Annotated in this window: 27 protein-coding genes; 15 read left to right on the forward strand and 12 right to left on the reverse strand. The window is 57.1% G+C overall.

What is annotated here, in order from left to right:
- Window positions 1-3 precede the first annotated feature (3 nt).
- Window positions 4-1296, reverse strand: coding sequence for a nicotinate phosphoribosyltransferase (pncB, locus tag AC2FH2_RS14380; protein WP_142638615.1), 1293 nt, complete (start codon window positions 1294-1296; stop codon window positions 4-6).
- 165 nt (window positions 1297-1461) lie between these two features.
- Here pncB and AC2FH2_RS14385 point away from each other — a divergent pair, with 165 nt between their 5' ends.
- Window positions 1462-1995: a hypothetical protein gene (locus tag AC2FH2_RS14385; protein WP_282022091.1), complete on the forward strand. Its 534-nt coding sequence runs from the start codon at window positions 1462-1464 to the stop codon at window positions 1993-1995.
- Here the strand turns inward: AC2FH2_RS14385 and pncA are convergent.
- On the reverse strand, window positions 1992-2585 hold the full coding sequence (gene pncA / locus AC2FH2_RS14390) for a bifunctional nicotinamidase/pyrazinamidase (RefSeq protein ID WP_142638619.1): 594 nt from the start codon (window positions 2583-2585) through the stop codon (window positions 1992-1994). The genes AC2FH2_RS14385 and pncA overlap by 4 nt on opposite strands.
- 96 nt (window positions 2586-2681) lie before the next feature.
- Between pncA and trhO the strand changes: the two genes are divergently transcribed.
- Both trhO and AC2FH2_RS14400 read left to right on the forward strand, forming a co-directional pair.
- Window positions 2682-3587 (forward strand): oxygen-dependent tRNA uridine(34) hydroxylase TrhO, encoded by a 906-nt coding sequence (gene trhO / locus AC2FH2_RS14395; protein WP_496694325.1) that lies wholly within the window; start codon window positions 2682-2684, stop codon window positions 3585-3587.
- 73 nt (window positions 3588-3660) lie between these two features.
- A complete protein-coding gene (locus AC2FH2_RS14400; protein WP_281973307.1) occupies window positions 3661-4164 on the forward strand; it encodes a potassium channel family protein in 504 nt (167 codons plus the stop codon).
- Window positions 4165-4177: 13 nt separating this feature from the next.
- Here the strand turns inward: AC2FH2_RS14400 and AC2FH2_RS14405 are convergent, their stop codons facing one another.
- Window positions 4178-4507 carry a hypothetical protein gene (locus tag AC2FH2_RS14405; RefSeq protein WP_271952366.1) on the reverse strand — a complete coding sequence of 110 codons (330 nt, stop codon included), beginning with the start codon at window positions 4505-4507 and terminating at the stop codon, window positions 4178-4180.
- Window positions 4508-4673: 166 nt separating this feature from the next.
- Here AC2FH2_RS14405 and betB point away from each other — a divergent pair, with 166 nt between their 5' ends.
- Window positions 4674-6128: a betaine-aldehyde dehydrogenase gene (gene betB, locus AC2FH2_RS14410; protein ID WP_142638627.1), complete on the forward strand. Its 1455-nt coding sequence runs from the start codon at window positions 4674-4676 to the stop codon at window positions 6126-6128.
- Window positions 6129-6250: 122 nt separating this feature from the next.
- Here betB and AC2FH2_RS14415 read toward each other — a convergent pair whose 3' ends face one another.
- From AC2FH2_RS14415 to AC2FH2_RS14435, 5 genes are read right to left on the reverse strand one after another with little or no spacing between them, the layout of a single operon-like run.
- On the reverse strand, window positions 6251-8386 hold the full coding sequence (locus tag AC2FH2_RS14415; protein ID WP_496824081.1) for a hypothetical protein: 2136 nt from the start codon (window positions 8384-8386) through the stop codon (window positions 6251-6253).
- Window positions 8383-9252, reverse strand: a complete 870-nt coding sequence (motA, locus tag AC2FH2_RS14420) for a flagellar motor stator protein MotA (protein WP_496824083.1) — start codon at window positions 9250-9252, stop codon at window positions 8383-8385. Before motA ends, AC2FH2_RS14415 begins: the two co-directional genes overlap by 4 nt.
- Window positions 9253-9298: 46 nt before the next feature.
- The gene (locus AC2FH2_RS14425; protein ID WP_496824085.1) at window positions 9299-9874 is read right to left on the reverse strand and encodes a MotE family protein; all 576 of its coding nucleotides are present in this window, start codon (window positions 9872-9874) and stop codon (window positions 9299-9301) included.
- Window positions 9871-10380 (reverse strand): hypothetical protein, encoded by a 510-nt coding sequence (locus AC2FH2_RS14430; RefSeq protein WP_281995698.1) that lies wholly within the window; start codon window positions 10378-10380, stop codon window positions 9871-9873. Before AC2FH2_RS14430 ends, AC2FH2_RS14425 begins: the two co-directional genes overlap by 4 nt.
- A gap of 9 nt (window positions 10381-10389) precedes the next feature.
- Window positions 10390-10887: a flagellar basal body-associated FliL family protein gene (locus tag AC2FH2_RS14435; protein WP_271952378.1), complete on the reverse strand. Its 498-nt coding sequence runs from the start codon at window positions 10885-10887 to the stop codon at window positions 10390-10392.
- Between the two features lie 119 nt (window positions 10888-11006).
- Between AC2FH2_RS14435 and fliF the strand changes: the two genes are divergently transcribed.
- From fliF to fliP, 4 genes are read left to right on the forward strand one after another with little or no spacing between them, the layout of a single operon-like run.
- Window positions 11007-12593 (forward strand): flagellar basal-body MS-ring/collar protein FliF, encoded by a 1587-nt coding sequence (gene fliF / locus AC2FH2_RS14440; RefSeq protein WP_496824087.1) that lies wholly within the window; start codon window positions 11007-11009, stop codon window positions 12591-12593.
- Window positions 12593-13189 carry a FliH/SctL family protein gene (locus AC2FH2_RS14445; protein ID WP_496824089.1) on the forward strand — a complete coding sequence of 199 codons (597 nt, stop codon included), beginning with the start codon at window positions 12593-12595 and terminating at the stop codon, window positions 13187-13189. The genes fliF and AC2FH2_RS14445 overlap by 1 nt, the downstream gene beginning before the upstream one ends.
- Window positions 13182-13469, forward strand: a complete 288-nt coding sequence (locus AC2FH2_RS14450) for a FliM/FliN family flagellar motor switch protein (RefSeq protein ID WP_142638642.1) — start codon at window positions 13182-13184, stop codon at window positions 13467-13469. Before AC2FH2_RS14445 ends, AC2FH2_RS14450 begins: the two co-directional genes overlap by 8 nt.
- Window positions 13469-14197 carry a flagellar type III secretion system pore protein FliP gene (gene fliP / locus AC2FH2_RS14455; RefSeq protein ID WP_496678411.1) on the forward strand — a complete coding sequence of 243 codons (729 nt, stop codon included), beginning with the start codon at window positions 13469-13471 and terminating at the stop codon, window positions 14195-14197. Before AC2FH2_RS14450 ends, fliP begins: the two co-directional genes overlap by 1 nt.
- A gap of 4 nt (window positions 14198-14201) precedes the next feature.
- On the opposite strand, the gene AC2FH2_RS14460 is transcribed toward fliP, so the two are convergent.
- Window positions 14202-15653: a sensor histidine kinase gene (locus AC2FH2_RS14460; RefSeq protein ID WP_496824092.1), complete on the reverse strand. Its 1452-nt coding sequence runs from the start codon at window positions 15651-15653 to the stop codon at window positions 14202-14204.
- On the reverse strand, window positions 15650-16387 hold the full coding sequence (locus AC2FH2_RS14465; protein WP_496824094.1) for a response regulator transcription factor: 738 nt from the start codon (window positions 16385-16387) through the stop codon (window positions 15650-15652). The genes AC2FH2_RS14460 and AC2FH2_RS14465 overlap by 4 nt, the downstream gene beginning before the upstream one ends.
- A gap of 214 nt (window positions 16388-16601) precedes the next feature.
- On the opposite strand from AC2FH2_RS14465, the gene AC2FH2_RS14470 reads away from it, so the two are divergent.
- The 5 genes from AC2FH2_RS14470 to AC2FH2_RS14490 all read left to right on the forward strand — a co-directional run bounded on the left by AC2FH2_RS14470 (window position 16602) and on the right by AC2FH2_RS14490 (window position 21193).
- The gene (locus AC2FH2_RS14470) at window positions 16602-17846 is read left to right on the forward strand and encodes an ABC transporter substrate-binding protein (RefSeq protein WP_496824096.1); all 1245 of its coding nucleotides are present in this window, start codon (window positions 16602-16604) and stop codon (window positions 17844-17846) included.
- A gap of 56 nt (window positions 17847-17902) precedes the next feature.
- Window positions 17903-18775, forward strand: coding sequence for a carbohydrate ABC transporter permease (locus tag AC2FH2_RS14475; protein WP_142638652.1), 873 nt, complete (start codon window positions 17903-17905; stop codon window positions 18773-18775).
- Window positions 18768-19667, forward strand: a complete 900-nt coding sequence (locus AC2FH2_RS14480; RefSeq protein WP_496694332.1) for a carbohydrate ABC transporter permease — start codon at window positions 18768-18770, stop codon at window positions 19665-19667. The genes AC2FH2_RS14475 and AC2FH2_RS14480 overlap by 8 nt, the downstream gene beginning before the upstream one ends.
- Window positions 19668-19671: 4 nt before the next feature.
- On the forward strand, window positions 19672-20769 hold the full coding sequence (locus AC2FH2_RS14485; protein ID WP_142638656.1) for an ABC transporter ATP-binding protein: 1098 nt from the start codon (window positions 19672-19674) through the stop codon (window positions 20767-20769).
- Between the two features lie 91 nt (window positions 20770-20860).
- Window positions 20861-21193 (forward strand): putative quinol monooxygenase, encoded by a 333-nt coding sequence (locus AC2FH2_RS14490; protein WP_271952393.1) that lies wholly within the window; start codon window positions 20861-20863, stop codon window positions 21191-21193.
- Window positions 21194-21195: 2 nt separating this feature from the next.
- On the opposite strand, the gene AC2FH2_RS14495 is transcribed toward AC2FH2_RS14490, so the two are convergent.
- Both AC2FH2_RS14495 and AC2FH2_RS14500 read right to left on the reverse strand, forming a co-directional pair.
- Window positions 21196-21804 (reverse strand): MlaC/ttg2D family ABC transporter substrate-binding protein, encoded by a 609-nt coding sequence (locus tag AC2FH2_RS14495; RefSeq protein ID WP_142638660.1) that lies wholly within the window; start codon window positions 21802-21804, stop codon window positions 21196-21198.
- Entirely contained in the window at window positions 21794-22564 is a 771-nt protein-coding gene (locus AC2FH2_RS14500; protein WP_142638706.1) for an MlaA family lipoprotein, read from the reverse strand. The genes AC2FH2_RS14495 and AC2FH2_RS14500 overlap by 11 nt, the downstream gene beginning before the upstream one ends.
- Window positions 22565-22909: 345 nt before the next feature.
- On the opposite strand from AC2FH2_RS14500, the gene AC2FH2_RS14505 reads away from it, so the two are divergent.
- Together AC2FH2_RS14505 and AC2FH2_RS14510 are read left to right on the forward strand one after the other, a co-directional pair.
- Window positions 22910-23365, forward strand: coding sequence for a RidA family protein (locus AC2FH2_RS14505; RefSeq protein WP_142638661.1), 456 nt, complete (start codon window positions 22910-22912; stop codon window positions 23363-23365).
- The gene (locus tag AC2FH2_RS14510) at window positions 23362-24129 is read left to right on the forward strand and encodes a glycerophosphodiester phosphodiesterase family protein (RefSeq protein WP_281995692.1); all 768 of its coding nucleotides are present in this window, start codon (window positions 23362-23364) and stop codon (window positions 24127-24129) included. Before AC2FH2_RS14505 ends, AC2FH2_RS14510 begins: the two co-directional genes overlap by 4 nt.
- Window positions 24130-24173 lie beyond the last annotated feature (44 nt).

Below are 24173 nucleotides of genomic sequence, written 5' to 3' on the forward strand. Positions count from 1 at the left end.
GGCCTAAACGATGACCTCGATTGGCTGTTGCACCCCGACGCCGAAGACACGCTTGTAGCGCTCAATCTGATCTGCCGGACCCATCGCTTTTTCCGGGTTGTCCGACAGTTTGACCGTCGGGCGACCATTGGCCGAAACCGCCTTGCAGACCAACGAGAAGGGTGCCAGCGCGTCATCGGGAACCAGCCCTCTGAAATCATTGGTCAGCAGCGTGCCCCAGCCGAAGGATACTTTGGTGCGGCCTGCAAACTGACTTTGCAGTTCGCGGATTTTGCCGACATCCAGACCGTCAGAAAAGATCACGCGTTTCTGTTTGGGATCCTCACCGCGCGATTGCCACCATTTGATCGCAGTTTCTGCACCGGTTGCCGGATCACCGCTGTCGATTCTGATGCCGGTCCATCCCGCCAACCAATCTGGCGCGTCGTCCAGAAAACCCTTGGTGCCATAGGTATCAGGCAGGATGATCCGTAGGTTGCCGTCATGTTCCTCGTGCCAATCGCTAAGCACATCATAGGGTGCCTGCGCCAGTTTCTCATCAGTATCAGCCAGCGCAGAGTAAACCATGGGCAACTCGTGGGCATTGGTGCCGATGGCCTCGACCTCGCGCCGCATGGCGATCAGGCAGTTCGAGGTGCCGGTAAATGCAGGGCCCAGACCTTCGATCATGGCTTGGACGCACCAGTCCTGCCATAGAAAGGAATGCCGCCGCCTAGTGCCGAAATCGGCGATGCCCAGCCCCTGAATCCCTCGTAAGTGTTCGATTTTCTCCCATACACGGGTCATCGCACGAGCATAGAGAATTTGTAGCTCGAACCGCCGCATCGCATTCAGCACCGAGCGGGATCGCAGCTCCATCAGGACTGCCAATGCGGGAATTTCCCACAGCATGACCTCGTGCCATTTGCCTTCAAAGGTCAATTCGTACTGATCACCTTTGCGTTCAAGGTGGTAGGGCGGCAGTCGCAGGTTCTCGAACCACCCCATGAAATCCGAACGGAACATCTGACGTTTGCCATAAAAGGTATTGCCGCGCAGCCAAGTGCTTTCCCCCCGGCTCAGGCTGAGTGACCGAATGTGGTCCAGCTGTTCGCGCAGCTCTCCCTCATCAATCAATTCAGCCAATGGAATGTGATTCGACCGGTTAATAAGTGAAAACACCACATCCGTTTGGGGCTTATTTCGAAACACTGACTGGCACATCAGCAGTTTGTAGAAGTCTGTGTCGATTAAAGACCGGACAATCGGGTCAATCTTCCATTTGTGATTGTATACTCGCGTCGCAATATCGACCATTGGGAACTCCTGCGATTTCCGTTGTTAGATCAATAGGTGCGTGGAATGGCAAGAGTCGCTAAATTGATGACAATGACAAGGTCAAGTCACAATGCGAGCATATTGTGGGGTCTTTTCACCGGTTAGTGGAAAGAGGGGGATGGATAGTCGAGGTTTAGTTAGTGAATGGTTCTCGAGTACGACTTTGATATTGTAACGATCGCTTCGGGGGAAAACGATCCGGAGACGACCCCGTCAGGGGCGCAAAACGGACGCAAGGTGCGTGCGCTGTTTCGGAATGTGAAAACAGCCGATGCATTGCGGGCAGCGTCACCCAAAATACGCAAAATTTTTCATGATGCCGGTTTTGGTCTGGATTCGACGCGCAGCGAGATTACCCATGGATATTACCGTCCACAGGATACGGCGGACAGGGATCGCATTCTGCGAGCCTTGTTTCACAATATCCGGACGACGGGAGTCAAAGGCGAATATTGCGGCGAGTTTGATTTCCTGAAGTTCATGAACGATGTAAAAGCCGCCAAGCCGCGCGCCGGGTTGCCCAAAGAGGTTCCGATGTGGAAACCCAGGCCACAGCAGGCGGAATCGGTCGGACCAAAGCGCCGAACTGTACCAGGCCGGGTTGGGTTTGCTTTGGGGTTGGCGGTGATTATCTTTGCACTGCTCAAGTATCTGGCGGCTGCGGGGGCAACCCCTTAAATCAGCCGAACGCCAGCATCTTTCATCGCGGTCTCTGCCGAGGCCAATGACCCATCCAGATTAATTGCCCGGCAGGCTCTCATCTGAACTGACACGTCGAAACCCAGCCGCGCTGCGTCAACCGCAGAGTAGTAGACGCAGAAATCCGTGGCCAGTCCGACGAGTGTCAGTCTCTCGATTTCACGGGTGCGCAGATACCCTTCCAACCCGGTGGGCGTGGTCTGGTCGTTCTCAAAGAACGCCGAATAGCTATCGATGTTGCTGCGGAACCCTTTGCGCAGGATCAGATCGCCATCCGTACGCAGGTTCGCATGAAATGCTGCCCCATTTGTTCCCTGCACGCAGTGATCTGGCCACAAAACCTGAGGCCCATAAGGCATCTCGGTCATGTCATAGGGGTTTTTGCCCGCATGGCTGCTGGCAAAGGACGAATGCCCCGCAGGGTGCCAGTCTTGAGTCAGGATCACCGCGTCAAAATCTGGCATCATCGCGTTGATCGGAGCCACGATCTCATCTCCGCCGGGAACCGCCAACGCACCGCCGGGACAGAAATCGTTCTGAACATCGATCACAATAAGGGCATGGGTCATGGGGACCTCCTTCGGTTGCGTTATCGGTAGTGGGCGCGACAAGGGGCGTCAATCCGGTCTCTTGCGACTCTGTCCGCGCGGGTTTAGACCGCGCGCATGTATACGATCGCTGCTCTCTATCATTTCACCCGGTTCGCCAACCACGAAGCCCTTCGTGAGCCCTTGCTTGAGCTGTGCCGCGCGCAATCGGTCAAAGGGACGCTCTTGCTGGCACAGGAAGGGATCAATGGCACTATTGCCGGACCCCGCGCTGGCATTGACGCGGTTTTGGCCCATATCCGTGCGCTGCCCGGCTGTGCTGATCTGGAGTGGAAAGAGGCCACGTCTGACCAACCGCCATTTGGCAAGATCAAGGTACGCCTGAAAAAAGAGATCGTGACCATGGGCCAACCGGATATCGATCCGCGCGCCCGTGTCGGCAATTATGTCGAGCCCGAAGACTGGAATGATCTGATCCGCTCGGATGATGTGGTGGTGATCGACACCCGAAATGATTACGAGGTGGCAATCGGTACGTTTGAGGGCGCGTTAGACCCTGAAACAAGCAGTTTTCGTGAATTCCCCACCTGGTGGGAAGAAAACAAGGACCGGTTCCACAATAAGCGTGTGGCGATGTTTTGCACGGGTGGCATCCGGTGTGAGAAATCCACCAATTACCTGTTGGGTCAGGGGGTCGAGGATGTCTATCACCTAAAAGGTGGCATCTTGCGATACCTCGAGGAAATGCCCGTCGAGAACAGCACCTGGCAGGGCGAATGCTTTGTGTTCGACAACCGCGTATCTGTTGGGCATGGGCTGGTCGAAGGGCCGCACAACCTGTGCCATGGCTGCCGTCGCCCGATCCTTCCCGAGGATGTGAAACGTGCCGAATACGAACACGGCGTGTCCTGCCATCAATGCATAGAGGAAACCTCTGAGGTCGACAAAACCCGGTTCCGGGAACGTCAAAAACAGATCCTGCTGGCACGTCAGCGGGGACAGGAGCATCTGGGCGCAGACTGATTTGCTGAAATCTGGTTGCCACGCAGGACAGTCCACCGGATAATCCCGGAGATTTCAGCGCGTTGGAGGTTCCATGTCCCGAAAACCCACGACTTTGGAAGAATGGAAATCAACGCTGCTGGCGGCAGCCGCAATGGTGGTTGCCAGTTTCCTCGCATGGTTCGGTCTGTCCCGTCTGAGCGAGGGCACTGCAGGTGACACGATCGGTACGATCGCCTCTGTGGGGCTGGTTGTGTGGATGGTGTCTCAATCCTGGTTCTATATGACTCAGGTGAAATCACCGCGCCGCATTCTGTTTTTGATGGGTGTGTCCTTTATTCAGGTCGTTCCGTTCCTGTTCGCCGCTGCCTATGGCGCATTCGGGTACCAGGATAATTGCGTCATCGGGGCGCAAGGGCCCGCTGATATCCTGTATTTTTCTTATGTTACATTCACCACCGTTGGGTACGGCGATATGTCCCCAACCGGGCTGTGCCGCGCCCTGGCCGTGGCCGAGGCGGTGACCGGCTATATCCTACTGGGCCTGTTCGTCGCGGCGGCGGTGGCGTTGTATGCCCGCAATCATAGTCCGGATTAGGCTCTGATTTCGTCTATTTGTTTTGATCTATCCAACGCGACATCATCTGTTTGTCGCGAAAGCACTCCGACGGGATTGGGCGGCGTTTGCTGCGCGAGATACGTTCGGCAAAGGCAACCTGCTTGCCGGTCGGGTAATTTGCAAATGGCGAGGGATCATCAGGTTTGTGTTTGGAAATCCAGGCAGACATGGACTGACGGTCGCGCTGCGCCTCGACCGGAATCTCAAGTGCAGTTTGCTCCGCGATGGCGCGGGCATAGCGTATCTGCCGATCGGTGGCGGGCAGCAGGTGATAGTCGTTTGTCGGGCCGTGCGGGGCGGTGTTTCGCAATGAATGGGCCATCGGTTGATCCTCTGACTATGTAGAACATAAATAGAACATTTACCGAAAATTTCAAGCCACGGCCTGTTGGAATTGGCAGGAAATCGCTCTGGATCAGTTTTATTGACTGCTGAGTCAATAAAATATAAACGCGGAGGAAACAGCTTCTGATCAGGGAATCCCCACAATGAGATTTCAGCCCAAGGCGAGCCATTTCATCAACGGTGAATATGTCGACGACACGACCGGAGCACCCATAGACGTGATCTACCCTGCAACAGGGGAAGTGATCGCACGGCTGCATTCTGCTACTCCGCAGATCATAGATCAGGCTCTAAACAGTGCAAAATCGGCACAGGCAGACTGGGCCGCGATGTCTGGGACCGAAAGGGGCCGTGTTCTGCGCCGCGCCGCGGACATCATGCGCGAACGCAATCGTGATCTGTCGATCATCGAAACCCACGATACTGGAAAACCGCTGCAGGAAACGTTGGTTGCCGATGCTACCAGCGGAGCCGATGCGTTGGAATATTTCGGAGGTCTGGCGGCCTCGCTGACCGGCGAGCATATCCCGCTGGGTGGTGGGGATTTCGTATATACGATCCGTGAGGCGCTTGGGGTTTGCGTCGGAATCGGCGCGTGGAACTATCCAACCCAGATTGCCTGCTGGAAAGGCGCGCCTGCTTTGGCCTGCGGCAACACGATGGTATTCAAGCCTTCCGAGACCACGCCCTTGTCTGCTCTGCAAGTGGCCGAAATCCTGGTCGAGGCCGGGGCACCAAAGGGTGTCTATAACGTAATTCAGGGTTATGGCGATGTGGGCGCATCACTTGTGACGGACCCCCGTGTTGCCAAGGTCTCGCTGACCGGATCGGTACCGACAGGGCGCAAGGTTTATGCCGCAGCAGCCGATGGCATGAAGCATGTCACGATGGAACTGGGCGGCAAGTCCCCCATAATCGTGTTCGACGATGCAGATATCGAAAACGCCGTGTCTGGCGCCATTTTGGGGAATTTCTACTCCTCGGGTCAGGTCTGTTCCAACGGCACCCGCGTTTTTGTACACAAAGGCATCAAAGAAGCCTTCCTTGATCGCCTGTCCCAGCGTCTGGCGAATGTGAAAATCGGCGACCCGATGGATGAAGAGGTTAATTTCGGTCCGATGGTTAGCGAAAACCAGATGAATATCGCTCTGGGTTATGTTGAAAAAGGCAAGGCAGAAGGTGCCCGTTTGGTCTATGGCGGTGTGCGTATCGAAGGCGACGGTTTCTACATTCAGCCCGCCGTCTTTGCCGATGTGACCGATGAAATGGCCATCGCGCGCGAGGAAATCTTCGGCCCGGTTATGTCAGTGTTGGATTTCGAAACCGAGGAAGAGGTGATGGCCCGCGCCAATAACACCGAATTCGGTCTGGCAGCCGGTGTGTTCACCAAAGATCTGACCCGAGCCCATCGTATCGTGGCCGCGTTCGAGGCGGGCACCTGCTATATCAACACTTACAACCTCGCACCGGTTGAAGCCCCGTTTGGTGGGTCAAAAATGTCTGGGGTCGGGCGGGAAAACTCGAAATTGGCAATCAATCATTTCAGCGAGATGAAAACGGTCTATGTCTCGATGAATGACGTCGAGGCGCCTTACTGACTAAACCCACCAATTCAGGCTCTGTTCATGGGGTTTTCCCTCTGGAACAGAGCATTGGATGCCGCGGTTCGTCAGGAGATCAGCCCTGACTGAGTGGCCACCCTGAGTTTTGCCCAGACGTTTCAGTCTGCCCTCACAAGTGCGAGAAGCTGAGCGATATTCTCTCGGGCGTTGGCGCTGTTTTCAAGCAGGGCAGTTGCATCCGCCAATGGTTGTTCTTCAATCCTGGTTACAGGTTCTGCCAATGCCAGAGTCGCCCGCCTGACCTGTCCGAATTTTTGGTCGACCGCAGGCTGCGGGACGTCTTCCATATCAGAAAGCCAGAACAATCTTTCTGCTTCGTTCACCCTGTCAAACTGCAACAGTACCCGCCCTGCATTTTCAAACTCACCTATATCCAGATTGGCCTGCGCCCGCAGTGACATGGCCTTGTCCGAGGGTTCATCCCCTAACTCCAGCAAGGCTTTATGTGGCTGGCCGGACAACAATGCGGCCTGCGCGTGCAAAAGGGCTCGGTCCTTTCGCCTGATAGTGTCCTGCGGTCGGTTGGACCAAAATAACGTTGGACGGGCAAACCCCAGCGATGCCAACCTTTCGGCAATGGAGATTGCTGTTTCGGTTGTCAGCGATTGTGCCATCGGTTCGGGCAGGTTGAAGATGCGCCGCAAAAAGGTATCGTCGTCAGCGCGCGCAGTCAGTACTTGAACGGCCCGGTCCAGCGTTTCAGCTGAATTCGGAATATCTTCTAACAGATCAAAAGACTGGTCGAACTCTTGGCCCAAACTCAGCGCCAGCGCATATGTCCGTTGCATAAGTGGGCCGATCTCAGATCGGCGCAATTCGACCGTATAAGATGCGGCAAGTTCGAGCTCCCGGGCGGAGGCTGACCCGCGTTCCGCCCACCGCTGTTCAATCAGTCGCGCCAGCGCCAGAGGCGCTTCGAGCCCCGCTTCTGAGCTGCCCACCACGTCTTTCAGCAAGGTTTCGGATTTTTCCTGATCGCCTTCAGCCTTTGCAACACCGGCCTTGGCCTGTGTTGCGCCGGGGCTGGGTTTGGTTTCGATGCGATCAACAGCCCGCAAGACGCGCCGCGCGGCTTCAAGTTTTTGGGCTGCAACGAAAATGTCGGACAGCATAGGTCCGACTTGCCGGCGCAGATGATCCGGTAGTCGCGCAAAGGAATGTTCCATAACCCTTATCTGGGCATCTTCGGCGAGCTTACCCTCGGTCAGAGCGGCCCAGATTGCGGCGTCACTTTCGCAACGCTGTAGGTCGCGGAATGGATTTGACCCTTTCAGTGGCCGGTCGTCCAGAACAGCGGCAATCGCAGAAATCCGGTTCGTTTCCGGCGTCTCTTCACCCATCCAGCCAAGGCTGCGAACCGCCTCGGCACCGAAGCCGAAATATGCATAGAGCTTGGCAAGCTTCATGGCTCGTTCTTTGTCAAGGTGATCAAACTCCTGAAAAAGGCCAGTGCGCAGCTCTGCCACCTGTTCGGGGAACAGGCGCTCATCGGACCAGCTGTCAAAACCTAGCTCGGCGCTGGAAATGCAGGCTGGTTTCTTTTCCAGTTGTGGAATGGATGGTCCCAGCAAGCCATCCAGATCGTCCAGTACCGACGTAACTGCGATGTTCAGGTCCATACGCGGTGGCATGTCGAGCGATTGATTGCCATTCGAGTTCCTGGGCCCAATCTGAGATAGTTCAAGATCAACCAGATCTCGGTCAGCGCCCTGCAACAATCGCGTCGATAGCTGGTCCTCAAATACCTGCGCATTGAGATTCAAAAGCGGCAATACCAGAGGATCAAGCGCCTGTGGCCCGGGCAGCGGGGCGTTTACCACAGCGGCTTTGGGCAGCGTTGGGGGTGGAATGTCGCTGCTGATCGGTGGAAGGGCTGCCCCCGGCGCAATATCCACTACGATCATCGTGTTTTGATGCAGAAATGCGGTGGCAAAGCAGTCGCAGCCGAATTCCATCTCTAACGCATCACCCGGGTTGGTCTGTGAGATCGCAGACAGACGGTTCTGCGACAGCCGCTGAAATACCGCTCCGGTTTGAAATTCGGCATCAGGAAGCGCCACGTTGAGTCTTGCGCCATTCTTCGTTTGCTTCAGACCCCATTCCGTACCCGGGGGCACCTGCACAACAAGACGCGTATATCCGTCATGCTCGCCCGATCGCACAGAAATGTCGCGCGCGCCAGCCTGTCCAGCGGCCGTAAGCGCCGCTGAAACCATTAGGGCGTATCGGATCATGCCGCTGCCTGCTTTAGCTCTTTCAAGGCCTCTTCAAGTTCTGAGAAACCCGGCCTGTTATGGGTGGGAGTGTTCTGCCGGCCGACTTCGATGCACATGGCAGGGTTGTGGTTGTGCAGGTTGGCAACCAGAACCTCTTTGATCAACTGATAGAAATGATTGTCTTCTTCCACCACGGATTTGAGTTTTCCTGCAAATGGGCCGACCAGCCCATAAGCCAGAAAGACCCCCAGGAACGTCCCGACCAAAGCGCCACCGATCAGCTTTCCCAACACTTCTGGGGGTTGATCAATCGATCCCATCGTTTTGATAACGCCCAGAACTGCCGCAACAATTCCAAGTGCGGGCAGGCCGTCAGCAACAGTCTGTAGCGCGTGGCTAGAGTGCATCGCGTGGTGAAAATTCGCCTCCATCCGCTTTTCCAGCACCTCTTCGACCTGGTGGGGATCGTCATAATTCAAAGAGGCAGCCCGCATCGTGTCGCAGATCAAGTCGACGGCTTCTTTGTCCACCTGAATCTTCGGATAGGTCGAAAACAGAGGTGAGTTTTCGGGGTCTTCAATATGTTGTTCGACTTCGACCGGGTTGGCCTTGGCGATGCGGATCAGCGAAAACAACAGGCACAGTAGATCACGGTAGTCATTGGGCTTCCACTTCGGCCCTTTGAATACTTTTGCCATATCCTTGATCGTGTGCTTCACGGCGCTCAGGTCATTGCTGATCATAAATGCGCCGACCGCGGCGCCACCGATCATCATCATCTCGAACGGCAGGGATTTCATGATGATGGTCATTTTCCCACCAGCCGCCAAATAGCCGCCGAACACCATGACGAAAATAACGACAATTCCGACAATTCCGATCATAAGAGGTCTCCGGTGAATTCCGATGCAGGGTTGAAAATCATGGGGGCTACTCCTGCGGAGCCGAAGCGTTTCGCCCGGCCATAATCACGCTGATTGTATAGGCAGCCTCGGGGTTCAGGCCTGCCAAAACACCGGCTGCGGCATCGGGCGGCATCCGTGACAGGAATCCGGCGGCAAAGGTCGGGTCCATCGTTTCAAACAGGGCGGCCGCGTCTTTCGGCTTCATGTTCTGATAGACATCCGTCAGGCGCGTCAGGTCTGTCTCAGCCGCTTTTTCTGCAATGGCCAGCGTCTCACGCAGCGCCTCTTCTGCCTGCTGCAGGGCGGCCAGGCGGGCCTCGATGGCCTGATCGGCAATGGCCAGCGCCTTTTCCCGATCAATGGCGGTGGCTTCGCGCTTTTTCAACGCCTCTTCGCGCCGCAGCAATTCGGTCAGCAATATCCGGGCTCCGGGCAGCTCTGCTTGGGTCTCTTTCGGCTTTGCTTCGGCTTGCTCGGCCCCTTTTGCCAGGGCTGGCCCAGCCTCAAACCCCAGCCGAATCGCAGCTGACCCGAGCATCAACAGTGAGATCACTGTCAGCACACCGCTTCTTGGCCGTTTCTCTACAGCGCGTCCGCTCATGTCGCGGCCTCTCCGCTATTGCGGGCGTGACGGAAGAACATCAGCCCGCCCGGGCGCTTTTTTTCCTGAGCGTCCCCGGATTTGGGCGCGACAGGGGCTTCTGGCTTTTCCACCGCTTCGACCGGAGCCTCATCAGGCTCAGGTTCCGCCGTTGGTTCCTCGGCTCCGGGTTCTTGCAGCTTGGGTTCTTCAACCGTGATGTCTTCGGCGGGTTCTTCGGCCGGAATGACATCGTGCATCGAGGCCATCATCAGTTCGAGCCGCTGAGCAACCGATTCCGCCCTTTGGGTCAGTGCCTCAAGTACAAGGCCCGACTGGTCCGAAGCAGTTCGTGCCGAATCAAGCGATTTCTTCAGCTCATCCGCCTGGGATGACAGGACAGCGACCGCGCCACCGACACCTTGTTCCAGATTAGTGAACCGCTTTAACCGACGGGACAGCACAAAACAGTAAAGACCCGCGCCCAGCGCACCTGCGACCAGCAAAATATCTGCAATCAGCTCCATCTCGGCCTCCTAATTCAATACGAATTCCATCACGAGGACATCGCGCACGCGCCCTTCCCCAACGACGATTTCAATGCGACGCAAAAGGTGACCGCGAATGCGCATCAGTGCGAGCGAATCCTCCAGGTCCGACACTTCGACCGCCCGCAGATACCCGTTCAGAACATCCATGATTCGAGGCTTCATCTTCTCGACATCCGAGGCGTAGCTGCTGTTCACCTCAAGCTGGGCATGGAATTTCAGGTGCCGCGAATCGCCGGCACTGACCGAGACGATCACCGCCGGCAGGTCGATAAAACCAACCTCAGGCAGGGCTTTAACCTCGGTCCCTTTGTCTTTTTCCTTGGCGTCTTCCGCGGCTGGTTGGCCGCCAAATGGCAGGAGTCCCGAAGTGGTCAGGAAATACCCGCCCGCAGCCCCGGCAACGGCCAGAATCACCCCAATGATCAATCCTTTTTTTCCCGATTTTTCCGGGGCTTCTGCCTGTTCTGCAGTCGCGTCAGTCATGACGTCCTCATTCATTCAGTCTGGGGATGTCATAACCCGGCAGGGACTAACCGATTGTTAAGGGCAATCGTCCAAACAGGGGGTGCGCCGGGCAGAATGGCGGTGAGTCGGAGGTGAGCGTGCAGCAGATCGGAACTGTCTGGGCAAGTTTGGACAGGCGAAAGCAAATCATTGTCGCCGGTGCAGTTGTGCTGGTGTTTTTGGGGGTCCTTGCGATGTCGCGGTTGGCGACGGCGCCGTCGATGACCCTACTCTATGCCGGGCTGGAAAGCGCCGCGGCGGGGGATATCGTTCGATCACTGGATCAGCGCGGCGTACAGTATGAGATTCGAGGCGGTTCGATTTACGTGCCCGGCTCGCAGCGGGACGAATTGCGCATGACTCTGGCCAGCGAAGGCCTGCCTGCGAACGGAAACCGCGGGTATGAGCTTTTGGATTCACTCAGCGGCTTTGGCACCACCTCGCAAATGTTCGATGCTGCCTATTGGCGTGCGAAAGAGGGTGAGCTTGCACGCACGATTGTCGGCAGCCCTCACATAAGTCAGGCACGCGTGCATATTGCCAACGGGTCAACAGACCCGTTTCAGCGCAGCGTCGCGCCGACGGCTTCGGTCTATCTGGTGTCCTCGGGTGCGGATTTCACTTCGGATCAGGCCAAGGCGATCCGTTTTCTGGTCTCTTCTGCCGTCAGCGGCCTCGCACCCGAGAATGTGGCGGTGATTGATTCAAATGGTGCGGTCATTGGCGCAAAAGAGACTGCGGTTGCGGCAGATTCTGCGGATGACAAGTCGCGCCAGCTGCGCGAACGGGTCCTGCGTCTGATTGAGGCCCGAGTGGGGGCCGGAAATGCAGTCGTCGAAGTCAGTGTCGATACGGTCACTAAAACCGAATCCATCCGTGAAAGGCGCTTTGATCCTAAGGGGCGCGTAGCCATCAGCACCGATGTCGAGGAACGGTCTGACAGCGCCCGGAACCAATCGTCCGATGTCACGGTGGCGTCGAACCTGCCCGATGGCGACGGCGCAGGTGAGGATGCATCCAATTCAAATGCCACACAGACGCGGGAGCGGGTCAACTATGAGGTATCCGAGACGGAGCTAGAGGTTCACACCGCACCCGGGGCGATCAAGCGCCTGACAGTGGCGGTGCTGGTGAATGGAATGCGCTCGGTTGATGCCTCGGGTGCAGAAAGCTTTGCGCCATTGCCTCAGACCGAGCTTGACGCATTGGGAGAGCTTGTGGCCTCGGCCGTTGGGTTCCATGCAGAACGAGGTGATGTCATCACCCTGAAATCGCTGGATCTGCCCGCAGTAGAGCCTGGCGGAACTGTGGTTTCGTCCTCGATCTGGCAGCAGGTTCATTTTGACGCGATGTCACTGGTCCAAATGGCCGTTCTGGCGATCGTGATGCTGGTTCTGGGATTGTTCGTGATCCGTCCGATCCTGATGAAACCGGCCCTTGCCCCCGCCCTTTTACCAGCGGGAACACTGCCAGAGCCCGAGGCAGTTCTGACCGGTGAGATCGCGACCGAAGAGGGCGGGCAATTCGCCGCCATTCCGGGGCACGCCCCAGCAGACGTGCCGGCATTGGCGGCAAATCTAGGCGCTGATCCGGTTGATCGGCTGCGCGCCATGATCGGAGACAAGCAGGAGGAAACCGTGGAAATTCTGCGCAGCTGGCTTGAAGAAAGTGAGGAGCGTGCGTGATGTCGATAGCTCATCTTCTTGAGGATTTCACTGTACAGGCCGGCGGCGGCAAAGTTCATTTTCTGGACGAAGAGGCGCTGGAGGAACAGCGGCTAGGCGCCTTCGAACACGGCTACAGCGCTGGTTGGGACGATGCCCTTCAGGCCCAGGAACAGGGTCGTGGAAAGGTATCAGACAACCTTGCCCGCGCGCTCGAGGATATGTCCTTTACCTATCATGAGGCGACGAGCCAGATGACACTGTCGTTGGAGCCCATGTTCCAGAGCCTCGTCAATCTGGTGTTGCCGAACACCCTGGATCGGGGGCAGGCCACGCGGCTGGTCGAACAGCTTACAGAAATGGCCCGTGAACAGATTGGCCAACCGATGCAAATCTTTGTGCCTTCGGGGTGCGCGAGTGTTGTCGAAGGGCTGTTGCCCCCTGAATTGGCCACCCCGACCCGCGTTGTCGAGGACCCGTCTCTTGGGGCCGGTCAGGCACGTCTGCAGGTTGGTACCTCGCAGCGAGAGGTGGATAGCAGCGCCTTGCTAGAGACAATCCGTTCAGCATTTGACGCTTACGTGTATGAGGCAAAAGAGGCATTGAACAATGAGTGACCCGCAATCCCCCAAACCCGAAAAAGCCAGCCCGTTTGATACCGTTCCGATCGAGGTAACCGTGTCAGTCGGCCGCGCCCGCCCGCTCATCCGCGATCTGCTGAGTATGGGTGAAAACGCTGTTCTTACCCTGGACAAGCGGATCGAAGACCCTGTGGACCTCTATGTTGGCGACCAACTCGTGGCGCGTGGTCTGCTGGAAGAGATGGAGGGTGATCAGGCCGGGCAACTGGCCGTGCGCCTAACCGAAATCGCGGATCTGCAGAACGGGATCGGGTAATGCGTTTCCTGTTTTGGGTGGCGGTGCTGCTGACGCTGACCCCGTCTCTGACCGCCGCACAAGAGGTGTCGCTGTCGCTGGGCGAAGCTGGTTCGATCTCCGCGCGCACCATTCAGTTGATTTTGCTGATTACCGTGCTCAGCCTTGCGCCTGGGCTGGCGATCATGATCACCTGTTTCCCGTTCCTGATCACCGTTCTGGCCATCTTGCGGCAAGGGATCGGATTGCAGCAATCCCCCCCCAACATGCTGATCGTCAGCCTCGCACTGTTTCTGACCTATTTCATCATGGAGCCGGTCTTTTCGGCGGCCTGGACCACAGGTATTCGCCCCATGGTCGAAGAAACGATGGAGGTCGAACCAGCGTTGGAGCGCGCGTTGCAGCCGTTTCGTGCTTTCATGGCCGGACGCCTTGATCCGGATACTTTCCACGCCATGGCAGCATTGCGACCCGGGGGTGATACGGTTTCCTTGTCGGCCGAGGCACCCTTGTCGATCTTGATGCCCTCTTTCATGCTCTCTGAGATAGCGCGGGCCTTTCAGATCGGGTTTCTGATCTTCCTGCCGTTTCTGATCATTGATCTTGTGGTGGCCGCTGTGCTGATGTCGATGGGGATGATGATGGTTCCGCCTGCAACAGTGTCGCTGCCGTTCAAACTAGCCTTCTTTGTCATCGCCGACGGCTGGTCGCTGATCGCAAGCGCGCTGGTGCGTAGCTATATGACATGAATCGTCACTGCCTGGTGATCTGCAGACGTGCGCGCAGGCCTTGCTCTCCGGCTTCGAAGCCGAGGGTGCCGCCATGCTGTTCCGCGATTGTCGCCGCGATTGTCAGACCCAGACCAAACCCATCCGAAGACCCGGTGTTTGACCCGCGCCGGAACGGGGCCATCAGGGCTTCGATATCCGAGACGGACAGATCGGCCCCTTTGTCCTCGACGGTGATGGTTGCTGTTTTGGCATCGGTTTCCAGCTGAACCTCGGCATGGCGCCCATATTTCAGCGCATTGTCGATCAGGTTGGTCAGGGCGCGCTTTAGCGAAATTGGCCTGCCAACGACCAGTATCCGCCGGGTCTCGGGCAGGGATCCATGACCTCGGCGCGACATGAAAACTGACGTGCCGCCCTGTACCGCCACTGGGGCCAGCTTTTTCAGGGTCACCGGCAGTCCCATATCCTGATAGTCTGCGACCAGAGCCTCGACCAGCGACGTCAGTGAAATCTGCCGCGGTTCCTCAATGCTCAGCTCGGACCTTGTGTAGGTCAGAACGCTTTCGATCATGCCGGTCATCTGATCGACATCGGCCTCAAGCTTTTCGCGCAGCTCGACATCCGGGATCAAAGCGGCACGCAGCCGGACGCGGGTGGCCGGGGTGCCCAGATCGTGGCTGACACCCGATAAAACAGTGGCGCGCTTTTCCAGTTGCATGCGCTCTGCGTCCAGATGCTCGTTCACGGCAGAGACGATGTCGCGCAGTTCGGCCGGGCCATCGGCCTCATAACTGTTCGGCCCGCCCCGCCTTTTGCGGTCGCGCAAGGCGGTCGAAAACCGGGTGAAACTGTCCGATACATTGCCCACCGAGGTCAGGATCACCGCCAGCGCGACAATAGCGACCAGAATCGTAGGCAGACGCAGGTCGGTTGGGGCTGCACGGCATCCCCAGATATCTGTCCCGTCCACCTGTTGCCATGCGCCGCGCCCATAGCGGGCGATCAGTATCGGTTCGCTGCAATAGGTCGCCAAAAGCCGGGTCAGGTTGCCCATTTTCTCAGGGCCGGTCTGGTCGATGCCGGAGAGGATGTCGGACACCGGGTAAACCAGCCGGTCTGACATCACAGCCAGCGTCAGCTCTCGGCCTGAAACGGGTGCTGAGCTGTCAGTCAGGATCGACAGGTTGGTGACAAAGCTGCGATCCGAAAACCCGGGAAGTTGCTCAAACTGCCCGGCATCCGCCAGGCTGGCTGCTTTGGGCGGCAATGGTACGATGGAGATGCCTGGCGGTGGGGATTTACCGATGCGCAAATCCTCGTAAATAGCGAACCCGGCAACATATGCACGGGTCTGGAATTCCTGCCATGCCCGGGCCGAGGCGAACCAAAGGCCTGCGGCCAGCAACCCCGAGGTAAAAGCGGCGCAGGTCCAGATCCAGCCTAGGCTGCGCAGGCGCGTGGCGCGGACGGTCATGCGGTTTCGTCCACAGACACCTCTGCGGCAAAGATATAGCCCACACCGCGTTCGGTCTTCAGCATTTGCGGGTCTTTGGGGTTGGCTTCGATCTTGGATCGCAGCCGCCCGACCAGCATGTCGATGGCGCGTCCCTGGCCTTCGCTCTTGTCATTAGCGCCTGTTACATCCAGGGCCGCGGCGATTTCATCCCGGGTCAGGGGAATATGCGGGTTGGCCAGAAAAACCTTGAGCATTGCTGTTTCTCGCTGCGACAGGGATACCAGATATCCGTCGGGTGAATGCACTTCGTCCCGTTTGCCGTCATAGAGCCAGCCGTCAAACCTAAAGGAGCGGGTGCGGCGGCGATAGGCAAGCGAAGGTGTACGACGCGCCCGTTGCATGACGGCGCGTACGCGAGCCAGCATCAGTTGCGGATTAAAAGGCTTGGCGATGTAATCGTCGGCGCCCACCTCATACCCGGCCATGCGTTGATGATCGGCGGACAAGGCCGAGACCAGAATGATCGGCACGTCCTGTTCGGCCCGCAGGCGGGCACAGATATCTACGCCGTTTTCATCCCCCAGCATCACATCCAACAGAATCAGGTCGATCCGACCCGACTTGAGATGCGCGCGGATTTCGCGTTCGGAACTGGCGGGCAGCGCAATGAAGCCATTCTGTTGCAGGAACTGGGTCATCATCGACCGCATTTCAGGGTCGTCATCCACCACCAACAGCCGCGGAATGCTCACAGTGTTTGTCCTCCTGTTCTCTGGCCCCTAACTTCGTCCATTGTAACGAACGGAAACAGATTCAATGCTAACGTAACACGCTGTAACAAAAGCGGTGAAAATTTGCGCCATTCCCGGGTATTGGCCCGGATTTAGCGTTGTCAGACTCAGATAGGGACACAGTATTGCGGCATTGCCATTTTGACTGGCACCGAATTCTCAGGGAGGAGAAAACATGAAACGATTTTCTTTTGCGACTGTGTCCGCATTGGCCGTCGCAGCCGGATCATCTGTGGTGGCCGAACCACAGGCGGAGGTATTGCATTGGTGGACATCCGGTGGCGAGGCCAAATCGGTGGCCGTGCTTCAGGAAGAGTTTGCCTCGAACGGGGGCACATGGACCGATATGCCTGTCGCAGGCGGCGGCGGTGATGCGGCCATGACAGCGCTGCGGGCCCGGGTTCTGGCCGGCAACGCTCCGACGGCAGTTCAGCTGAAAGGCCCGGCGATTCAGGAATGGTATGAAGAGGGCGTACTGGCCGATATTTCGAACGTGGCCGCAGCCGAAGGCTGGGCCGAAGTTCTACCCGCGTCGATTGCCGGTCACATGATGTGCGAAGGCACTTGGTGCGCGGCGCCGGTGAACGTTCACCGCATCGACTGGATTTGGGCCAATGCCGATGTGCTGGCCGCAAACGGAATTGAGATGCCGACCACATGGGACGAGTTCAACGCCGCAGCCGAAAAACTGCAGGCCGCCGGTGTGATCCCGCTGGCGCATGGCGGTCAGGCCTGGCAGGACGCTACGGTTTTCGAAGCCGTCGCGCTGGGTCTTGGCGGACCGGAATTCTATCAGAAAGCCCTGGTCGATCTGGACCCCGAGGCGTTGACCTCGGATACAATGATCCAGATCTTTGACCAAATGCGCACCCTGCGTGGTTATGTGGACGAGAATTTCTCGGGTCGCGACTGGAACCTTGCCACCGCGATGGTGATGAACGGCGAAGCGGCCTTTCAGATCATGGGTGACTGGGCCAAGGGCGAATTCCTGGCAGCGGGCAAGAAGCCTGGTGAGGATTTCCTCTGCGCCTCGACCCCCGGCGATGGATATCTGTATAACGTCGACAGTTTTGCCATGTTCGAGGTTGAGGGCGACGACAATCGCGCCGGTCAGGAATTGCTGGCGAAGCTGATTGTTGCACCGAACTTTCAGGAAGTGTTCAACCTGAACAAAGGTTCGATCCCGGCCCGGACCGATGTGTCGCTGGATGCCTTTGACATCTGCGCGCAAATCTCGGCCGAAGACATGGGCTCGACCTCGGCAGGTGGTTCACTGCTGCCGTCTTATGCCCATGGCATGGCGCTGCGCGGGTCGCAGGCTGGTGCGATCACAGATGTTGTGACCGCGCATTTCAACTCGGATATGTCCTCGGCTGACGCGGTTCAGCAACTGGCGGACGCGGTGGCCAACAGCTACTGATCCAATACGCTCTGCCCCCAAGATGTGGGGCAGAGCATCTTTCCCCGGAGGAAAACATGTCCGAATGGCTGGAAAACCACCTGCCCAAGGTGGTGCTGGCACCGTCGTTCATCGCCGTATTGATCTTTGTCTACGGATTTATCGGATGGACCGCATGGGTGTCGCTTACACGCTCAAAACTGCTGCCGAAATACGAGATCCATGGCTTCATCCAGTATGAGCGCCTGTTCGACTCTCCTCGCTGGGATACGGCGATTGGCAACCTGTATATCTTTGGTACTCTGTTCATCGTGATCGCGATGCTGCTGGGCCTGCTGCTGGCCATCCTGCTGGATCAGAAAATCCGCGTCGAAGGAGCGATCCGAACAATCTATCTCTACCCCATGGCGCTGTCGATGATCGTCACGGGCACGGCGTGGAAGTGGATCCTGAACCCCGGTCTGGGGATTGAGTCCATGGTGCAGGGTTGGGGCTTTCCCAACTTCGAATTCGATTGGCTGGTGAACCCCGATTACGCGATCTACACTATTGTGATCGCTGCACTCTGGCAGAGCTCGGGCTTTGTGATGGCGCTGTTTCTGGCCGGTCTGCGCTCGGTCGATGGCGAGATCATCAAGGCCGCACAGGTCGATGGTATTCCAACATGGCGTATCTATACCGCGATCATCATCCCGTCGATGGCCCCGATTTTCCTGTCCGCTTTCATCGTGTTGGCGCATCTGGCAATCAAAAGCTTTGACCTTGTCATCGCCCTGACTGGCGGCGGCCCGGGTTATGCCACCGATCTGCCCGCCACTTACATGTATGCGATGGCCTTTTCGCGCGGCGATATCGGTCAGGCGGCGTCTTCTGCAATGATCATGATGCTGGTCGTCTTTGCCATCGTGGTTCCTTATCTCTACTCAGAATTGAGGGCTAAAAATGACTGATCTGTCGATGCCCCACACCCAAACCCGCAGTCAAAGTAACATGAGCAAAATCGTCCTGCGCTGGCTGCTTTACGTGGTGCTGTGCCTGTTCGCGCTGTATTACCTGATGCCATTATTTGTGATGTTGACGACATCGCTCAAAAGTCTTGAGGAAATCCGTACCGGTAGTCTGATATCGTTACCGCGTGAGGTGAGTTTCGAGGCCTGGAAAACCGCTTGGTCGGGCGCCTGCACGGGTATCCAATGCGAAGGTCTGCGGCCTTACTTCTGGAACTCGGTCCTGATTGCGGTGCCTGCGGTGGCTATCTCGACCCTGCTGGGCGCTCTGAATGGTTACGTTGTCGCGCAGTGGCGGTTCAAAGGGGCTAACATCATCTTCTCGCTGATGCTGTTTGGTTGCTTCATTCCGTTTCAGGTCGTCCTGCTGCCGATGGCGCGCCTTCTGGGCATGATGGGTATTGCCGGAACCATTCCGGGTCTGATTTTTGTCCACGTAATCTATGGTCTTGGCTTCACCACGCTGTTTTTCCGCAACTATTATGTCTCTATCCCGGCCGAGCTGACCAAGGCCGCTCGCGTCGATGGGGCCGGGTTCCTGCGGATTTTCTGGTCGATCTTCCTGCCACTGTCACTGCCGATCATCGTGGTAACCGTGATCTGGCAATTCACGCAGATCTGGAATGATTTCTTGTTCGGCGTGTCGTTCAGCCAGGCGGGCACACAGCCTGTGACTGTGGCGCTTAACAACATCGTAAACTCCACCACCGGTGTCAAAGAATACAATGTCGACATGGCCGCCGCGATCATCGCGGGTCTGCCGACGCTGCTCGTCTATGTCGTTGCCGGTAAGTATTTCATCCGCGGCCTGACCGCTGGCTCTGTGAAGGGATAGAATGATGGCTCCCATCCTTGATATCAACAAGCTGTACAAGAACTACGGCGCAACCGAGATCCTGAAGGATATCAACATCTCGATCGAACCGGGCGACTTTCTGGTGCTGGTCGGCCCATCGGGCTGTGGTAAATCCACCTTGCTGAACTGCATTGCCGGGCTGGAACCGATCACCGGCGGTACGCTGGCCATTGGTGGCAAAGACATGACCCATGTCAGCCCTAAGGACCGGGACATCGCCATGGTGTTTCAGTCCTACGCCCTGTACCCAACCATGTCGGTGGCCAAGAACATTACCTTTGGCATGAAAGTGCGCGGCGTGGATCAGGCTACGATGGACGCTAAGCTAAAGGATGTGGCCGCGCTGCTGCAAATCGAACCGCTGCTGAACCGCCGTCCTAGTCAGCTGTCCGGTGGTCAACGTCAGCGGGTGGCGATGGGACGGGCGCTGGTGCGCGACCCCAAACTGTTCCTTTTTGACGAGCCGCTGTCGAATCTCGACGCCAAGCTGCGGGTCGAGATGCGGACAGAAATAAAGAAGCTGCACCAGACTCTGGATGCCTCTATCGTTTATGTGACCCACGACCAGATCGAGGCGATGACGCTGGCCACCAAGATTGTGGTTCTGAAAGGCGGGATCGTGCAGCAGATCGGCAGCCCGGCCGAGATCTATAACAACCCTGCCAACCTGTTCGTGGCTGATTTCATGGGCTCACCCGCGATGAACCTGATCCCTGCAAAGGCAACCAAGAACGGCACAGGCACCGAAATTGCCATCGAGCGGTCATCGGGTGAAACGCTAGTCCTGAAGGATGCCCGTGATCTGTCGCTGCCGCAGGATGTCATTCTGGGCCTGCGCCCAGAGGATATCGCCGAGGCCGGATTCCGCGCAGGCGACGGTGTGCAGGAGGCGGTCTGCATGGTCGACATGGTCGAACCTGCCGGAGCTGACACCTATGTAGTGTCCGAACTGGGCGGTAAACAGGTCACTGCGCGCCTGCACGCGGAAACCAGCGCCCAGGCCGGACAAGAGCTGAACCTGGCCTTTGACATGAGCAAAGTGTCCTATTTTGCCAAGGAAACCGGCGAGCGGTTGAACTAGCGCACTGCGCAGGACTTGTTCTTGCTAAACTCGGGCAATTTCGCCAAGTACTGACGCCATGTCAGGCCAACGAGATTGCCCGGGGTATATGATGATACTGGAAATTCGACATTACACACTAAAACCGGGCCGCCGAGAAGCGTTCATAGAATTCTTTGAGAAACACAATCGCGCTGCGTTGCGGGATGCAGGAATGCTTGTGTTTGGGCCGCTCAGAGACCTGGAAAATCCTGACAAAGTGCATTGGATGCGCGCGTTTTCTTCGTTGGAAGAACGCGACAGGATAAAGGACAGCTTCTATGGTGAGGCGGTCTGGAATGACCAGATCGAACCCATTGCAATGCCAATGATCGCACACTATGAGGCCGAACTGGTCGAAACTACGAGCGGATTTGAAAGTTTTGACTGCAGCAAATCGCTGTGAATTCACCCGGTTCGCTTCATATCCTTGATCAGACGGTTCAGATCACCGCCGCGCGCGTCCAGCATGGCGCCAATCTCGGTACGTTCGGTCAGCAGCATGTTCACGCCTTCGATAAACATGTTGAAGAATTTGTCGCGGCCGGATTTGTCGGACACCAGGAAGGTCACCTCAAAGGGCGAGGAGCCCTGCAGCTTGACCGAGGTACGCACCTCGTATCCGGCTTTGATCTTGCGCGCATTTCGAACGGTCACCTCGCCGCCAATGAACTCGCGAAAGCGACGTCCGTATTTGTTCGAGATATAGCCCTGAAACGCGTCGGTGAACTGCTTTATCTGTGACGCACTGGCCGAGCGGCCATCGGCCCCCAGCACATAGCGGGCCATGATCGGAACGTCGGCATATTGCACGAAGATCTTTTCAAAATCGCGGATCATGCTCTTTTCGGATTTTCCCGAACTGATGACGCGGTTGATGTCATCCACAACGCTAACGACCAACGCTTTTGCACTGGCCTCTGTCTGTGCAAAGCTTGGCAAAGGGAGGGTGGCTAGCGCCAGGCCGGCGATGCCAGATGCAATAAACTCTCTTCTCTTCAAATAATTACTCGGCATATGGATCCTCGTAGGGGTCAAGGTAGGGGTCTCTGACAGGGTCGGTCCCGATATCTGCATAGGGATCGTCATACAATCCCAGATAGGCGTCCTCATCATCGCGTGCCAGTTCGAAACGTCGATTTTGCAGGTAAATTGTTTGTGCCTGCTTATAGCTGTCAGCACTTTCATAGAGGATGGAATCGACTGTGTCCGAGAACCGTCCACGGTCGCCCATCCGCCTTACGATTTCGGCGTAGACGCCGATATTCTCAACCGGGCGCACTGGTGTGAAGTTGATCGGGTTCGAAAACAGGTTGACGACGACGCCGACCGCATCCCTGGATGTTGAGGGACCATAGAAGGGCAATTCCACATAGGCACCTTCGCCAAAACCCCAGACGTGCAGGGTTTCACCGAAATCGGTATCCACGGGCGGCAGGTTCAATTCGCTGGCCGGGTCAGACAGACCCGCGCCACCAACGGTCGTATTGATGAGGAACCGCAGTAGGGCATTGCCCGACTGCTTCAGATTGCCCTGCAGCAGATAATCCAGAGCCTGACCCGGCATAGTCAGGTTTTCGGCAAAATGGTTGAAACTGGTCACCATCGGATCGGGCACGATCTTCACATAGCCTTTCGAGGCCGGACGGAACAGGAACCGGTCGACGCCCAGATTGAACTTGTGAATGCCGCGGTTTGTATTCTCGTAGGGATCGAAAGTATCGCCTCGCGCGGCCTGATCGGCGGGTTGGGACGCACAAGCGCCAAGAACGGTCATCAGGGTCACGACAATCAGGGGCTTGAATCTGATCTTGCTCAACACGGTATTTCAACTCCAAACGCGCCAGCCGTTTTGTGAGTGGGGCTGGACGCTCAATCAATAATGCCTGCGGCCATTTTGCGGCTCAATCTGTCGTCACATAAAGGTTTTGGTCCCATTTTGAAACAGTTCGCGTTTAACCCGGCCGACTGCATCAGGTAAAGTGACACAAGTTCAACACCTCGGGATAAGAGAAGTTACGCTTAATACGCCACTGACCGCAGTTTTACTGGTTTCACACTTTTCCAGCCGAACGATCCCGGATAGCGTCCGGCCGAGTCTATATCAGGTGAGGATCAACCGATGAGTATCGCAGCAAAACTGGAAAGCCTGGGAATCAGTCTGCCGGACGGGCCGGCGCCCGCCGCCAACTATGTGCCTTTCGTGCGGGTCGGCAATATCGTCTACGTTTCAGGACAGATTTCCAAGGATGCGGAACTGATCACCGGCAAGCTGGGTGATAACATGGATGTTGCAGCGGGTGCTGCGGCTGCCAAGGTCTGCGCGATCAATCTTCTGGCGCAGGTCAAGGCTGCTTGCGGTGGCGATATAGAAAAGCTGGTGCGTGTGATCAAACTGACAGGGTTTGTGAATTCAACCGCCGATTTCACCGACCAGCCGCAGGTGATCAATGGTGCGTCGGACTTTCTGGTCGAGGCGCTGGGCGAGGCTGGTCGCCATTCGCGCTCGGCCGTGAGTGCAGCGTCGTTGCCGTTGGGCGTCGCGGTTGAGATCGAAGGCATCTTCGAGATCGCATGACCCCGGTACTGCCCGCTACGTTCCTACAGGCCCCGATCACGCATCGGGCCCTGCACGACAAATTGGACAACCGCCCGGAAAACAGCCGGGCGGCGGTTCGTGCCGCTGTTAAGGCCGGTTACGGGATTGAGATTGATCTGCAGTTGAGCGCCGACAACCGGGCTTTGGTCTTTCACGACTATGACCTGGGGCGACTGACCGGGCGACCGGGGCCAGTTCGGCAGATTTCGGCGCAGGTAGCGTCCGAGACACAGCTGTTGCACGCTGATGACGGTATTCCGACACTGGATGATGTGCTGGAAATCGTGGCGGGCAAGGTGCCCCTGCTGATCGAGCTTAAGGATCAGGACGGTGTGATGGGCCCGAATGTGGGCCCGCTCGAGCGCGATACTGTACGAGCCCTTGAGGGTTATGAAGGTCCGGTGGCGCTGATGTCGTTCAACCCCAATTCGGTGGCTGAACTGGCGCGGTTGGCGCCGCATTTGCCCAGGGGGATCACGACCTGTTCGTATCAGCCCAAAGTCGAACTTTTGCCTGCGGCGGTGTGCGATTACCTGCGGGACATCCCGGATTTCGTAAGGGTCGGGGCCAGTTTCATCAGCCACGAAGTCGAAGACTTGTCCCGCCCAAGGGTTGCCGAGCTGAAGGCGCAGGGTGTTCCGGTCCTGTGCTGGACCGTTCGCTCGGCCGCGCAAGAGGCCGAGGCTCGCAAGATTGCCGATAATGTGACTTTCGAAGGGTACATAGCTGCGCATCCGGCTTGAACCGCGCCCCTTCCGTCACAGATAAAGATCAAACGCAGAGGGCA

This window comes from Ruegeria sp. YTSA105, assembly GCF_059610225.1.